Origin of the sequence: Sphingomonas sp., from assembly GCF_036388215.1 — a bacterium.
GTDB lineage: Bacteria > Pseudomonadota > Alphaproteobacteria > Sphingomonadales > Sphingomonadaceae > Sphingomonas.
Genome location: NZ_DASVSH010000001.1, coordinates 1 through 14,520, shown reverse-complemented (window position 1 = coordinate 14,520; position 14,520 = coordinate 1). Strand labels below are relative to the sequence as shown.

Genomic DNA, 14,520 nt, shown 5'->3' with positions numbered 1-14,520 from the left:
TCCAAGCTATGCGGGCGCAATGGCCTTTCCTCGCGATGATCTGCCGACCCCTGCGCTCGTCCTCGACGTGGCGGCGCTGGATCGCAACATCGTCGCGATGGCGTCGTTCGCTGCGGAACGCGGAGTGGCGCTGCGGCCGCATGCCAAGACGCACAAGAGCGCGGAGATCGCCCGCCGCCAGATTGCCGCCGGCGCGGTCGGGATATGCTGCGCCAAATTGGCGGAAGCGGAAGCGCTGGCGGCGGAGGGGATCGGCGATATCCATCTCACTTCCCCCGTGGTGACGCCCGGCGGGATCGCGCGGCTGAGGGCGCTGGCGGGGCGGATAAAGCTGTCGGTGGTGGTCGATCACCCCGATAATGCCCGCGCGCTGGCCGGATGCGGCGCGACGCTGTTCGTCGATGTCGATCCGGGTGTGCACCGGACGGGCGTGATTTCACCCAAGGCGGCGGCGGGGCTGGCGAAAGCAATCGGCGCGATCGGCGGCGTTCAATTCTATTGCGGCTCGGAGCAGCACATCCAAAGCGCGACCGACCGCCACGCGGCGCTAGCCGCCAAGACCGAATATCTGCGCAACGTGCTGGATGCGATACGGGCGGCGGGGATAGACGTTCCGGTGGTGACCGGCGGCGGAACCGGGAGCTTCGCGATCGACGCCGAACTGGGCGTCCTTACCGAATTGCAGGTCGGCAGCTACATCTTCCTTGATCGGGAGTACGGCGATTGCGAACTCCGCGGCCCGGCGTTCGAGCCGTCGCTGTTCGTCGATGCCAGCGTGATCAGCGCCAACACGCCGGACATGGTCACGATCGATGCCGGGCTGAAGGCTTTCGCCACGGATTCTGGCGTGCCCGTGATCACGGCGGGCGCAGACGGACACTTCGTCTTCATGGGAGACGAGCAGGGCGCGGTGATGGGGAAGGAGTTGCCGGCCCTGGCGGCGCGGATCACGCTGATGCCGCCGCACTGCGACCCGACTGTAAATCTGTACGACCGTTATGCGCTGGTCGAAGGCGACACGGTGACCGGCTTCTGGCCGGTCACCGCGCGCGGGCGTTCTACTTAGCGACGGCGAATATAGCGGCAGCGCTGCTTCGCGGTGACCGTGCGGTCGATCGCGCGGCCTGCCAGCGCGCCGCCCACGGCGCCTGCCGCAGTACCGAGGAGCCCGCCGCCGATTACCTTCGAGCCCACCACTGCGCCCGCGACACCGCCGCCGACAAGGCCGGTGGTGCCCGACGAGTGACGGCAGACCTGGCGATAGCGTGCCTTGCTGTAGCTCGTGCCCTTGTAATAGCGCGACGATTGGGCCTGAGCCGAATCGAGCGGTAGCGCGACGCCGACGGGTACGGCGACCGCGAAGGCGGCGAGCGTGAAGATCATCTTGCGCATGTGACTACCCTTTGTTGTGAACTGATCTGCATTAAACTTCGTTACGCTAGAGTAGTTGCATGAACCTGAAACAACGTTTCGTTCAGCGAGGATCACACTGGCGTGGGCAAGCATTGAGCTAGCTATGGGCTATTCACGGATCGACCCCCGCAGCCGGGCGCTGAGCGCGGCAGGCGCACTGGCGGTGCAGGGCCTGCTTATCCTGGTGCTGATCCAGGGCCTGGGCGGCCGCATCGTGCCGACGGCCACACCGGCGATGCAGTTGCTCGATTTCACGCTCGATCCTCCCCCTCCCGAACCTGAGGTCCAACCGAAAACCGAAGCAGCGCCCCGTGAGGAAGGCGCAGCGGCGCCGCCCAATCTGGTTTCGCGCGCCACCGAAGTGGCGGCTCCGCCCACGATCGTGCCGGTTCCCCCGATCATGCCGGTCGCGCCCGTCGCGGCGCAGGGCAGCGATACGACCTCCGGCGCCGCTCCGATCGCCGGCCCGGGAACGGGCGCGGGCGGCGAAGGCGACGGTACCGGCAGCGGCGGCTCGGGCGACGGAACCGGTGGCGGGGGCGGCACCGTGTTGCGGCTGCTGCGCGGCGACCTGTATGATTCCGATTATCCCGATTGGGCGGAACGCGACGATATCAGCGGCACCGTTTATTTCCGCCTGCGGGTCGGAATCGATGGCCGCGTCAGCGAGTGCCGCGTCACGCGATCGAGCGGAAGCACCCGGCTCGATCAATTGACCTGCCGATTGATCCAGAGGCGCTTTCGCTATGCGCCGAGCCGCGATGCGCGGGGGCGGCCTTATGTCGATACGGTGATTGGGGAGCAGAGCTGGGAAAACTATGATCGGCCCGAGGGTTCGACAGACCGCTAGGCTCGGCTAAGGGAGGGCATGACTGAAAGCCTCAAGCCGCCGATTGCCGCCACGCGCCCGCACAGCTTCACAGCACATGGCCACACGATCCAAGATCCCTGGGCATGGCTGAAAGACCCGGGCTACCCGCAAGTGACCGACAAGGACGTGCTCGCGTATCTCGCGGAGGAGAACGCCTATTTCGAAGCGGTGATGGCTCCGCACAAGCCGCTGAGTGAGCAATTGTTCAAGGAAATGCGCGGCCGGATCAAGGAAGACGAATCCACTGTGCCCCAGCGCGACGGCGACTGGATCTACTGGACCGATTACGAGACCGGCGGCGAGTATCCGCGCTGGTGGCGAAAGCCGGCGGCGGGCGGCGAGGATCAGCTCATCCTCGACGAGCCGGCATTGTCGGAGGGCAAGGAATATTTCCGCCTCGGCGCGATCTCGGCCAGCCCCAACGGGCGCTGGCTGGCTTATGCGGTGGACGACAACGGCTCCGAACGGTTCGAAGTCAGGGTCAAGGATCTGGAAAGCGGCGAATTGCTGCCCGACATGATACCGGGGATGCTCTCCGAGATCGTGTGGACCGCAGATTCCAGCGGATTTCTCTACGGCGTCGCCAACGAGCAATGGCGGACTGACAATGCCCGCTGGCACAAGCTAGGGGGACCCGTCGAGGACGATGTCGAACTGTTCCGCGAGGCGGACGAAGGCTACCGCGTCTCGGTGGGCGAGACGCAATCGCGCAAATGGCTGCTGGTCTCGACCGGCGATCACGTCACCAGCGAAGTCCATCTTCTGCCGGCCGACAATCCCGCCGCGCCGCTGGTGATGGTCGCACCTCGCAAGGAGGGGCGCGAATATGACGTGGACGAGCATGAGGGCACGCTCTTCATCCACACCAACGACGTGGACCCCAATTTCCGCCTGGTGACGGCGGACGTGGAAGCGCCGGGAAAGTGGGCCGAGCGGATCGGGGCTTCGCGGCATTTCTACATGACGGGCGTGGAGTGCTTCGCGGACTTCTTCATCGTGGAGGGGCGCGAGGATGGGCTCGATCAGGTCGAGCTGCACCGCTACGAGTCCGATATCGCTCCGGTGCGGCTAAAATTTCCCGAAGCCAGCTATGTCGCGGGCAGTGGGGACAATCCCGAATATGCGATTCAGAAGCTGCGGCTCGGCTATGAATCGATGGTCACGCCGGGGACGGTCTATGATTATCACGTCGCCACCGGCGAGCTGGAAACGCTCAAGGTGCAGGAGATTCCGAGCGGCTACGACCCGAGCAAATATCGCACCGAGCGGCTTAAGATCGCCGCGCGCGACGGGACCGAAGTTCCGGTGTCGATCGTCTATCCGAAGGATTTCCCCAAGGACGGGACCGGCAAGCTCTATCTCTACGCCTATGGCGCCTATGGCTATGCCATCCCGCCGGGCTTTTCCACCAGCCGGATGTCGTTCCTCGACCGCGGCATGGCCTTCGCCATCGCGCATATCCGCGGCGGCGACGATCTGGGCCAGCAATGGTATCTCGACGGCAAGCTGGAGAAGCGGGAAAACACCTTCAACGATTTCGTCGATGTGGCGAAGGGGCTGATCGAGCGCGGCTATACACATAAGGGAGGCATCGCGATCGCCGGCCGATCGGCGGGGGGCGAACTGATGGGGGCGGTGGTCAATAGCGATCCAGATCTGTGGGGCGCCGTGGTTGCCGACGTGCCGTTCGTCGATGTGCTCAATACGATGCTCGACGCCGAGCTTCCGCTGACGCCCGGCGAATGGCCCGAATGGGGCAATCCGGTGGAGGATCCGGCCGCCTTCGAGCTGATCCGCTCCTATTCGCCCTATGACAATGTGAAGGCGCAGGATTATCCGCCGATGTTCATCTCGGGCGGGCTCAACGATCCGCGCGTGACATATTGGGAGCCCGCCAAATGGGCCGCGAAGCTGCGCGCAACCAAGACCGACGATAATATACTGCTGCTCAAGACCAACATGGGCGCGGGGCATGGAGGCAAGTCGGGCCGCTGGGAAAGCCTGAAGGAAGCGGCGGACGAAATGGCATTCGTGCTGTGGCAATTGGGAGTCGAGAAATGATGCTGCTCTACGCGCTCGCGCTGCTTGCGCCCGATCCGACGCCCGAAGCGCTCGCACTGGGCAAGCGGCTGGCGGAAACCGGCACGCTGGCGGCGGTGCTGCCGATGATCATGGCCAAGGAAACCGAGGAGCTTGTCGCCCAGCATCCCGAGTATAGCGAAGCCGACAAGGCGGCATTGCGCGCCGCCGCCGCCGATCAGGGCAAGGCCGGGGTTGATCGGCTGATGACCGCTACCGGGCGTGCCTATGCGGCCAAGCTCTCCGTCGAGGACCTGCGCATGCTCGTCGCGTTCAACGAGAGCGAGGCGGGCAAGCGCTGGCGCGCCGCGACACCGGGCGCGATCGTCGCGGCGATGGGCGAAGTGGGCAACCTGGACTTCAAGGGCGACGCGCGAAAGGCTTTCTGCGCCAAGACCGGCAAGGGCTGCCCAGCTCGCTGACTGGGGCATCACCAGCCGATGGCTTTGGTGGCAAAGGGCGAATCGGACAGCTCGCTGAGCGTAAGGCGGGGGCTTTTTAGCCTGCGGAGATAGTGGTGCTTCGTATCCGTACCGGAGGCGAATGCCGCCGAAATGGAGATGCCGGGCGCACGTTCTGACCCGCTGGCCAATCGCGCCCGTGCCAGCCGAAGCAGCTGATACTGGGGGGCGAAGGTTTCCCCGCGCAACGCCCGCTCAGGATTTGTTGACGCTCCGCCGGGTAGAGTGCGGCATGCGGCACTCGCTTGAATTTCACCGCTCGCTGCGCGGTCTCGATGGCGGAAAACGCGCCCGGCGCATGGCTCGGCCTGCCATGTCCGTCCCGTTCAGACTGGCGCTAACCGGGATGATCGCGGCCGGCGCGGCGATCGGCTTGGGCTGGCGTGTCGAGCCGCCGCGTGCCGCCATTGCACCCGCCACGGCCGCCACGGTCGAGTTCGGATTCTGCCAGGCCGGCGGCGGGACGAACTGCGTCGTCGATGGCGACACCTTCTGGATGGATGGCGTCAGGATTCGCGTGGCCGACATCGATGCGCCGGAGACGCATCCTTCGCGCTGCCCTGAAGAGGCGCGGCTGGGAGCGGCGGCAACGGCGCGGCTGCAGGCGCTGCTCAGCGCCGGCCCCGTCACGCTCGAGACCCAGGGACGCGATATCGATCGCTATGGCCGCCTGCTCCGCATCGCCATGCGCAACGGCCACTCTCTCGGTGAGCAACTCGTCGCCGAGGGACTGGCGCGACGCTGGACGGGGAGCCGCCGGCCCTGGTGCTGAGGCAGGAACCCTTTCGCCAGGCGGCGGCGCCCCTCTTCCAAGTCTCGCTCAACGATTGTCGAGCTGCGCCCGGACTGCGGCCAGCCCTTCGCGCGTGATACGATAGGGCTGCCCGCCAAAGCTGGCGATCAGCCGCCGTCGCTTGAGCTTGCGGAACAGGCCAAGCGTGCAATCGGTGAGCACGAAGCCCTCCCGCGTGAAGCAATCGGCCGCCGCTATGCGGCCGTCGGAATCGCGGCGGTGCGTGATGCGCCCGCCTTGCGCCAGCGCGTGGAGCACGCGCTGTTCGTGTTTCGAGATATTCAAGCGAATCGCCCTTGTCGCTGACGTGCAACGGCGCGCTCCGCCGGTGGGCGGAGTCAGCGCATGCGCGACGGATCGCGGAGCCCGGGCTCCGGCCGTCGGTCAGCGGGTGGCAATTTCCTTCATGCGCGCTCTCTGGCGTAGGGTGCGGGGGCTCTTCTGGCGCGGGGACGGGCCGCTCGTCAAGCGCCGGAACTTCGTTCATCCGCGGTTCGACGGACTCGGAGCAGGAACCGGCTGAGAAGGAATCGAGATGCGCGACTGCATGAAGCGCCGGATGCTCTATGCGGCATCGCAGGCATATCAGCCCCGGATGGAAGTGGAGCAGCGCCGGGTCGGCTGGATCGAGCCGCCGGCGGTGATCGCGCGCGGGATCGATCTCGCGCTGGTGGGCCGAGTCAATGAAGGCGTGGTCGTCGCGTTTCGCGGCTCGCTTCCGCCCTTTTTCGGAACCGGCAATGACGAATGGCATGTCGTGCTGGATTGGCTGAACGGGTCGCTGTCGCTGTGCGTCGAGGACCGGCTGTATGGCGGGGGCGTGCATCTGGGGTTCTCGGATTCAATGCGCCGGCTGTGGGGGGATCTGGACGGCAAGCCGGGCGTGCACACCGCGGTGCAGGCGATGCTCGACCAGAGCCTGTTGGACCGCCGCTCGGCGCGGCATTTGTTCGTTACCGGGCACAGCAAGGGCGGCGCGCTCGCCAATCTCTTCGCGGCCCGCGCGGCGCGGCAGACGCGCTGGGCGGACCTGCAGATCAGCGTTGCCACGATCGCCGCCGCGCGCGCGGGCAATTCCGCCTTCGCGAAGAGCTATGCCGAAAGCCGGATCGCCTGCCTGCGCTACGAATTGGCGAGCGATCCCGTGCCGCATCTTCCGCCGGGGCCGCAAATGCCGGGCTTCGTCCAGTCGCTCGCGCGCGCCTTGTTTCCGAAGCTGAGGACCGCGGATTATCAGCCGGTGGGAGAGCGCGTGACTGCCGGGTCGGCCAGCAGGGAGCTGCAGCCCTGGCGGGGCGCACGGCGGCCGCAGAGGCTGGCTACACTATTGGAGCGGCGCGGCTTCCGGCTGACCGGACTGCTGCCCGCGCCCCTGACCGCGCACGCGATCTGCCCGGGGAGCGGCTATGACCGGCTCATATGCCTGGGCGAGGCCGAATGCGATCACGGACGCAGCGATTCCGCAGTCAGTACAGCGCGTCCAGCCGCTCGCCATAAGCCTGTTTCAGCACATGGCGGCGGATCTTCAGGCTGGGGGTGAGCTGCTCGTTCTCGATCGTGAACGGCCCATCGGCGATGATGAACTTGCGGACGCGCTCGGTCACCGAGATTTCCTTGTTCACGCGCTCGACCGCGGCGGCGAGCGCCGCCTTGTAATCGGGATTGTGCGCAAGCGACCGGAAATCGCATCGCTCTCCGGATTTCGCGCACCATTCCTGGGTCCATTCGGAATCCGGAACGAGCACCGCGGTCATATAGGGCTTCTTGTCGCCTGCGATCATCGCCTGGACGATCTCGCTCTGCAGCGTGAGCATTCCTTCGATCTTTTGCGGCGCGACATTGTCGCCCTTGTCGTTGACGATGATGTCCTTCTTGCGATCGGTGATCTGAATCCGGCCCTTGGCGTCGATCAGCCCGATATCGCCGGTGCGGAGCCACGCGCCCTTTTCCGGCTCCGCCGGGTCTGGCTTGAGGACGCGCGCGGTCTCCTCCTCGTTGCGCCAATAGCCGTGCATGACCAACTCGCCGCGCACGAGGATTTCGCCATCCTCGGCGATCCGCACTTCGACGCCGGGCAGCGGCGGGCCGACGGTATCCATCTTCAGGCCCGCGCTAGGCCGGTTGCACGAGATCACCGGTGCGGACTCGGTCTGGCCATAGCCCTGGAGGAAGGTGAGGCCGAGCGACGAGAAGAAATTGCCGACCTCGGGATTGAGCGGCGCGCCGCCCGAGACCATCGCCTTGATCCGCCCTCCGAACTTCTTGGCGAGCTTTGGGCGCAAGGTGGCGCTGAGGATCAGGTTCATCGGTTGATCGTACAGCGGCACCCGGCCCTTCGCCGCCTTGCCGCCGATCGAAACCGCACGATCGAGCAGATAGGCCGCGACCTTGCCCTGCTTTTCCACCTGCTTGGTAATTCGCGTGCGCAACACTTCGAACAGGCGCGGGACGACGACCATGATCGTCGGGCGAACCTCCTCGATGTTCGAAGCGAGCTTCTCCAGCCCTTCCGAATAATAGATTTCAGCGCCCAGCCCGATCGGGAAAAACTGGCCGCCGGTATGCTCGTAAGCGTGGCTCAGGGGTAGGAAGGAGAGGAAGACTTCGTCCTCCCAGCCGAAATCCTCGCTGATGATCGTGCAGCACCCATCGACATTCTGGAGGATCGCGCCGTGATGCTGCATCACGCCGCGCGGGCTTCCGCCGGTGCCGCTGGTGTAGATGATGCAGGCCGTGTCCCCGCGCCCGAACGTCGCGCGCGCCGCGGCTTCGCTCGCCGGCGTGTCGTGCTTCGCGATCAGATCGTGCCAGTCGTGGAAATCCAAGCTGGCCTGTTGCCCGATACGAACTTCGTCGATCCCGATGATCATCCGGGCCGAAGACGCGCGGATCGCGGCGGGAAGCAGTGTCTTCGCGAGCTTGGTGTTCGAGACGACGATCGCGCACGCTCCCGAATTCTCGATGATGTGCTGGTGATCGCGCTCGGTGTTGGTCGTGTAGGTCGGCACGGTGACGCAGCCCGCCGCCATGATCGCGAGATCGGTAATGCAGAATTCGGGGCGGTTCTCGCTGACCAGCATGACGCGGTCGCCGCGCTTCAGGCCCAAAGCGGTCAGCGCGCTGGCGAGGCTGGCGACTTGGCGCGCGGCTTCGGCCCAGCTCGTTGGGTGCCAGGACCCCTCCTTCTTGTGCCACAGAAACGGCTTGTCGCCCTTTTCGCGGGCGCGCGTGAAAAACATCGCGACCAGATTTTCGAAATGTTCGAGCTTGCGGCTCATGCTTGGCCCCCTATGCCGCCTCCTGCTTTCCGATTCGGAAGCTTCTTTCTCCTCCAATGTCTTAGGGTCCGCACTCGATACCGGCAACGGTCGTGATCGCCCGGCCCCTCTCCGGGCGACCGCGAAGCGGCGGGCGAGATTTGGCCTGCAGCTACGTCACGTCGTCGGTCACGATGCCAAAGCATCGCTCCCTCCTAGTTCCTCCCTGCAAGCCAAATCTCGCTCCGTCCCGGCCATTGCCGGTATCGAGTACGGACCCTAGAGCGCCGGCTTGGGTTTCGCCAGCGCGAGCGCTGCGCTATCGCGGGTGTATGACGATGTTGCGGAAAATCCTGGCGGTTGCCGCCTCCCTAGCGCTCGCGGCATGTGCGGCGACGCGGGACCGTGTTGCCGATCAGCCGGCGGCCCAGGCGCGAAAAGCGCAGATATTCGTGGCGGCGGCCAATCCGCTCGCAGTGGAAGCCGGCATGGCGGTGCTCCGGCGCGGCGGCAGCGCGGCGGATGCGGCGGTCGCGGTCCAGGCGATGCTGTCGCTGGCCGAGCCGCAAAGCTCGGGCGTCGGCGGCGGGGCCTTCATCACTTATTATGACGGCAAGTCGCGCCGGATCAGCGTGTATGATGGACGTGAAGTCGCGCCGAAGGGCGCGAGCGAGGGCATGTTCCTCGACGCAAACGGCAAGGCGCTTCCCTTTCCGCAGGCCGTGCTGAGCGGGCGTGCGACGGGCGTCCCGGGCGCGGTGCGGCTGCTCGACATGGTGCATGAGGAGCATGGCAAGCTCCCCTGGCGCACGCTGTTCGGCGATGCCGAGCGAACGGCGCGCGAGGGCTTCGTCATTTCGCCGCGGCTCGGGCGCTTTCTTGCCTCGGGCGGTTTCCCGCAGAGCAGCGCCCCCGATGTGCTGGCCTATTTCTCCAATGCGGACGGCAGCAAGAAGGGAGTGGGCGATCGCCTGTTCAACAGCGCTTATGCCGAATTCCTCAAGCGGCTGGCGTCCGAGGGCGCAAAGGCGCTTTACGAAGGTCCCACGGCCGAGCGGATCGTGGCGCGCACCCGTGCGGCGCCGCTCGGCGGATCGATGACGCTGGCCGATCTCGCGGCGTATCGCCCGATCAAGCGCGAGCCGCTGTGCGGGCGCTACCGCATCTATCTGGTCTGCACGCCGCCGCCGCCCTCGAGCGGTGTGGGCCTGCTCCAGCTGCTCGCGATCCTAGAACATACCGATATCGCCGCGCGCGGGCCGGCCGATCCGCAAGCCTGGTTCCTCTTCGCCGAGGCGAGCCGGATCATGTATGCCGATCGAGACCGCTATGTCGGCGATCCCGCTTTCGTCACGGTTCCCGTGTCGGGGATGCTGGAGCCGACCTATGTCGCCGGCCGCGCCAGGCTGATCGGCGAGATGGCCGGACCGCCGCCGGTGGCCGGCAAGCCGGAGGGCGGCAAGATCGCGGGAGCCGATCGGACGCTCGAACCAGTGGGTACTTCGCACTTCATCGTCGGCGATGGCGAGGGCAATGTCGTCTCGATGACCACTACAGTCGAATCGATCTTCGGATCGGGGCGCATGGTCGATGGGTTCTTCCTCAATAACCAGATGACCGACTTCACGATGCAGCCGCGCGATGCCGAAGGGCGGCTCGCGGTGAACGCCCCCGCGCCGGGCAAGCGCCCGCGCTCATCGATGACGCCACTGGTCTTCATCGATGCCGACCGGAATTTTGTGGGCGCGGCCGGGTCGGCGGGCGGCAACGCGATCCTGCCTTATGTCGCCAAAACCTTGGTCGGCGCGATCGATTGGGGGCTGCCAATGCAGGAGGCGATCGCGCTGCCCAATCTCGTAGCGCGCGGGGCTTCCTTTAATGGCGAAGTGACCAAATTCTCGCCCGAGATCCTGGCGGCGCTCAAGGCAAGGGGGATCGATCTAAAACCCGGGCAGGGCGAGGATTCGGGCTTGCAAGGAGTGATGATCCGGGGCGGTCGCTTCGACGGCGGCTATGATCCGCGGCGCGAGGGGAGGGCTGTTGCGGAAAATGCTCCTTAGCGCAGCGCGCGAGCAATCTCGCGGACCAAGCCCGGCCCTTTGAATACCAGCGCCGAATAGATCTGGACGAGACTGGCCCCCGCGTCGATGCGACGCCTGGCTTCGTCGCCGCTGTCGATCCCGCCCGCCGAGATGAGCGCGAGTTGCCCCCCGGACGCCACGCGCGCCTCGATCAGCTTGGCCAGCGCCAGCCGGGCAAGCGGCGCGCCCGATAGGCCGCCCGCTTCGCCTGAATGAACAGAGCGCAATGGCGGGCGCGAGATCGTCGTGTTCGAGACGATCAGCGCGTCGATATGGTTGTCGATCGCCGCGCGCACCGCGCCTTCCATGCCGGCGCTGTCGAGATCGGGCGCGACCTTGAGAAACAGGGGCGTGCCGGCGCGCGCCGCGTCGGCTGCCGCCAGCAGTTCGTCGAGCGCCGGGCGCGATTGCAAGTCGCGCAGGCCTGGCGTGTTGGGGGAGCTGACGTTGATCGTGATGTAATCGGCGTGCGGCGCGGCCCTGGCGACGCCCAGCGCATAATCCGCAATCCGGTCCTCGCTATCCTTGTTCGCACCGACATTGATGCCGAGCACGCCCGGCCGCTTGCCCAGCCGGGCGATGCGAGTGAGCGCCGCATCGATCCCGTCATTGTTGAAGCCCATGCGGTTGATCACGGCTTCGTCTTCGGTGAGCCGGAACAGCCGGGGCGTGGGATTGCCGGGCTGGGGCCGGGGCGTGAGCGTCCCCACTTCGACTGCGCCGAAGCCGAGGGCGAACAGCCCGGGAATCGCTTGCGCATCCTTGTCGAGCCCGGCTGCGAGCCCGATCCGGTTCGGGAAATCGATCCCGGCGACGGTCACCCCTGCCGATGTGTCCATTTCGGACGCAAAAGGCGCGCCCAGCGAACCCCAAAGCCGCAACCCGCGGATTGCCGCGCGGTGGGCGCGCTCGGGGTCCAGCGCGAACAGGATGGAACGGGGCGAAAGAGGCATTTACGCGGCCTTTCGCACTGCGCGGGCCGCGGGTCAAAAGGACATGTCGGTTTCCTGCAATCTCTCGACTCCAATAGAATTTAGGGGGGAAACGCGACCCAGGTTCCGCTTTCAACAGGGGACCCTTCACTTTAAGGCCCGGCCGGCTTGCTGGCCGGGCCACTTTTATATTCCCGGGGTTCGCGATAGCCTCGATCCGGGGCCAGGGGGCAACCGGGCGATGCAGAGCGCAAGCAATCGAGTGGCGGAAGGAGCGGCGAGCGGGGCTCCCGGTCCACAGCCGCATATCGAATTCCGCAAGGCGACCGGCGCGCTGATGCCGCATGTCGAATCCTATTATCTGTTCCGCAACGACGCGCGCGAGATCAGGGGCGTGGAGCGCGTCGATCTGGGGCAGCTGCGCTTCATGCTCCGCGGCGAAGGCGAGCTGATCTTTCCCGATGGCCGTATCGAGAGGAGCAAGCCGATCATGGTCAACGGCCCCGGCACCGCGGCGGCGCGATATCGCATCCAGGGGCCCTTCCACTGCTTCGGCGTGTCGCTGCGCGCGATCGGCTGGAAGGCGCTGATCGGCCTGCCGGCGGACAAGGTGGCCGATAGCGTCGTCGATGGCGAGAAGCTGTTCTGCGGACAGGCCCCGCTGCTGCTCCAGCGGCTGCGCCACATGACGACGCTGGAGGAAATGATCGCGGCGGTCGAGCCTTGCTCCTGATGCGTCAACATGAAGTGAAGCCGATCCCGCTCGCGCACCTGCTTTTTCTGCGCGCCGTTCGAGAATGGGCCGCGAGCGGCGACCCTGGGCTCGACAAGCTCTATGGCCTGATCCGCGCCAAATCGAATATCGGCGAGCGCCAGGTCCAGCGCCTGTGCAAGGAGTATTTCGGCGGCAGCCCGGCGCACCTCAGGCGCAAGTTTCGCGCGATCGGCGCGGCGATGCGAATCTCTCAGGGCGCTCTAATCGAAGAAGTCGTCGGCCCCTTTTCGGACCAGTCCCACATGATCAACGAGATTCGCCACTTCACCGGCCACACCCCCACCACGCTGCGCGCGGGGATCGATCCGGTGCTGGCGGTGACGCTGAACAACGAGACGTTCCATTTCCTGCCGGACGTCATCCCCGAATCGGTTGATTTCAAGGGCGCTTGGCCCCACATGTAATCGGATTGATTTTGTCTGATTGTGCCCGGCGCAGCGCTGTTGGCCGAAAAGGAAACGATGCGTCTTTCGAGCCTTGCCGATTATGCCGTGGTGATGATGGCGGCCGCCGCGCGAAAATGCGGGGCCAGCTGTCGTCTCAACGCGACCACCCTTGCCGAAGAGACGGGATTGCCGCTGCCCACCGTGCAGAAACTGGTGAGCCGCCTGTCGAGCGCGGGCCTGATCGAAAGTGCGCGCGGCACGGGCGGGGGCTTTCGCCTGAGCCGGCCACCGGCGGCGATTTCGGTGGCCGATATCGTTGAGGCGATCGAGGGGCCGATTGCGCTGGCTATCTGCGTCGATACGAGCAGGCACGATTGTGCCGTGGAGGGCAGTTGCCGAGTCAAGCCGCACATAGGCGTGGTGAACGGCGCGGTTAAGGGTGCGCTCGCGGGGGTCAGCCTCGCCAGTTTGAGTGGAAATATCTGATGGCTACAAGGAATGCCGAGGCGCTGGCCGCCGCGAACAAGAAATACGAATGGGGCTTCAGCTCCGATATCGAGCAGGAGTTCGCGCCCAAGGGGCTGAGCGAAGGCACTGTCCGCTATATTTCCGCCAAGAAGAACGAGCCCGAATGGATGCTCGACTATCGGCTCAAGGCGTTCCGCATCTGGCAGACGATGGAGCTCCCCGAATGGGCCAAGCTCGCGATCCCCGATATCGATTATCAGGACGCTTATTATTACGCCGAGCCCAAGGCGAAGAAGACGATCGGCAGCCTGGACGAGCTCGATCCCGAGATCCTGCGCGTCTATGAAAAGCTTGGCATTCCGATCGAGGAGCAGAAAATGCTCGCGGGCGTGGAGGGTGCGCGCAGGATCGCGGTGGACGCAGTGTTCGACAGTGTATCGGTCGCCACCACCTTCCGCGCCGAGCTCGAAGCCGCGGGGGTCATCTTTCGCTCGATCAGCGAGGCGATCCGCGAATATCCCGACATGGTTCGCAAATGGCTGGGCAAGGTCGTGCCGGTGCGCGACAATTTCTTCTCGGCGCTGAACGCCGCGGTCTTCAGCGACGGGACCTTCGTCTACATCCCCGAAGGCGTGCGCTGCCCGATGGAGCTCAGCACCTATTTCCGGATCAATGCCGAAAATACCGGGCAGTTCGAGCGCACCCTGATCGTCGCCGACAAGGGCAGCTACGTCTCCTACCTCGAAGGCTGCACCGCGCCGATGCGCGACGAGAACCAGCTCCACGCCGCCGTGGTCGAGCTGGTCGCGTTGGACGATGCCGAGATCAAATATTCGACGGTGCAGAACTGGTATCCGGGGGACGCCAACGGTCTTGGCGGCATCTACAATTTCGTCACCAAGCGCGCGATGTGCGCCGGCGCCCGCTCCAAAGTCTCCTGGACCCAGGTCGAGACCGGCAGCGCGATCACCTGGAAATATCCGAGCTGCATCCTCAAGGGCGAA

The 14,520-nt window shown here is 65.5% G+C and carries 15 protein-coding genes; 11 read left to right on the top strand and 4 right to left on the bottom strand.

Going from position 1 to position 14,520, the window contains the following annotated elements:
- Positions 1–19: 19 nt before the first annotated feature.
- Positions 20–1,066, top strand: a complete 1,047-nt coding sequence (locus tag VF617_RS00075) for a DSD1 family PLP-dependent enzyme (protein WP_331012810.1) — start codon at positions 20–22, stop codon at positions 1,064–1,066.
- Here the strand turns inward: VF617_RS00075 and VF617_RS00070 are convergent.
- Entirely contained in the window at positions 1,063–1,392 is a 330-nt protein-coding gene (locus tag VF617_RS00070; protein WP_331012809.1) for a hypothetical protein, read from the bottom strand. The genes VF617_RS00075 and VF617_RS00070 overlap by 4 nt on opposite strands.
- A gap of 124 nt (positions 1,393–1,516) precedes the next feature.
- Between VF617_RS00070 and VF617_RS00065 the strand changes: the two genes are divergently transcribed.
- From VF617_RS00065 to VF617_RS00050, 4 genes are all read left to right on the top strand, one after another.
- The gene (locus tag VF617_RS00065; RefSeq protein WP_331012808.1) at positions 1,517–2,263 is read left to right on the top strand and encodes a TonB family protein; all 747 of its coding nucleotides are present in this window, start codon (positions 1,517–1,519) and stop codon (positions 2,261–2,263) included.
- Positions 2,264–2,281: 18 nt separating this feature from the next.
- Positions 2,282–4,345: a S9 family peptidase gene (locus VF617_RS00060; protein ID WP_331012807.1), complete on the top strand. Its 2,064-nt coding sequence runs from the start codon at positions 2,282–2,284 to the stop codon at positions 4,343–4,345.
- Positions 4,342–4,785 (top strand): DUF2059 domain-containing protein, encoded by a 444-nt coding sequence (locus tag VF617_RS00055; protein ID WP_331012806.1) that lies wholly within the window; start codon positions 4,342–4,344, stop codon positions 4,783–4,785. The genes VF617_RS00060 and VF617_RS00055 overlap by 4 nt, the downstream gene beginning before the upstream one ends.
- 271 nt (positions 4,786–5,056) lie before the next feature.
- Positions 5,057–5,596, top strand: coding sequence for a thermonuclease family protein (locus VF617_RS00050; protein ID WP_331012805.1), 540 nt, complete (start codon positions 5,057–5,059; stop codon positions 5,594–5,596).
- Positions 5,597–5,644: 48 nt separating this feature from the next.
- Here VF617_RS00050 and VF617_RS00045 read toward each other — a convergent pair whose 3' ends face one another.
- Positions 5,645–5,902, bottom strand: coding sequence for a YjhX family toxin (locus VF617_RS00045; protein ID WP_331012804.1), 258 nt, complete (start codon positions 5,900–5,902; stop codon positions 5,645–5,647).
- 262 nt (positions 5,903–6,164) lie between these two features.
- Between VF617_RS00045 and VF617_RS00040 the strand changes: the two genes are divergently transcribed.
- Entirely contained in the window at positions 6,165–7,157 is a 993-nt protein-coding gene (locus VF617_RS00040; protein ID WP_331012803.1) for a lipase family protein, read from the top strand.
- Here the strand turns inward: VF617_RS00040 and VF617_RS00035 are convergent.
- On the bottom strand, positions 7,084–8,895 hold the full coding sequence (locus tag VF617_RS00035) for an AMP-dependent synthetase/ligase (RefSeq protein WP_331012802.1): 1,812 nt from the start codon (positions 8,893–8,895) through the stop codon (positions 7,084–7,086). The two genes, VF617_RS00040 and VF617_RS00035, sit on opposite strands and share 74 nt — an antisense overlap.
- A 317-nt stretch (positions 8,896–9,212) precedes the next feature.
- Here VF617_RS00035 and VF617_RS00030 point away from each other — a divergent pair, with 317 nt between their 5' ends.
- Positions 9,213–10,934, top strand: a complete 1,722-nt coding sequence (locus VF617_RS00030; protein WP_331012801.1) for a gamma-glutamyltransferase family protein — start codon at positions 9,213–9,215, stop codon at positions 10,932–10,934.
- Here the strand turns inward: VF617_RS00030 and VF617_RS00025 are convergent.
- Entirely contained in the window at positions 10,931–11,908 is a 978-nt protein-coding gene (locus VF617_RS00025; RefSeq protein WP_331012800.1) for a quinone-dependent dihydroorotate dehydrogenase, read from the bottom strand. The two genes, VF617_RS00030 and VF617_RS00025, sit on opposite strands and share 4 nt — an antisense overlap.
- Positions 11,909–12,149: 241 nt before the next feature.
- Here VF617_RS00025 and VF617_RS00020 point away from each other — a divergent pair, with 241 nt between their 5' ends.
- The 4 genes from VF617_RS00020 to sufB all read left to right on the top strand — a co-directional run.
- Positions 12,150–12,620, top strand: coding sequence for a DUF6597 domain-containing transcriptional factor (locus VF617_RS00020; protein WP_331012799.1), 471 nt, complete (start codon positions 12,150–12,152; stop codon positions 12,618–12,620).
- Positions 12,620–13,066 carry a helix-turn-helix domain-containing protein gene (locus VF617_RS00015; RefSeq protein ID WP_331012798.1) on the top strand — a complete coding sequence of 149 codons (447 nt, stop codon included), beginning with the start codon at positions 12,620–12,622 and terminating at the stop codon, positions 13,064–13,066. The genes VF617_RS00020 and VF617_RS00015 overlap by 1 nt, the downstream gene beginning before the upstream one ends.
- 57 nt (positions 13,067–13,123) lie before the next feature.
- Positions 13,124–13,534 carry an Rrf2 family transcriptional regulator gene (locus VF617_RS00010; protein WP_331012797.1) on the top strand — a complete coding sequence of 137 codons (411 nt, stop codon included), beginning with the start codon at positions 13,124–13,126 and terminating at the stop codon, positions 13,532–13,534.
- Positions 13,534–14,520 (top strand): Fe-S cluster assembly protein SufB (sufB, locus tag VF617_RS00005; RefSeq protein ID WP_331012796.1); only part of this gene is annotated, 987 nt, incomplete at its 3' end. The genes VF617_RS00010 and sufB, both read left to right, overlap by 1 nt.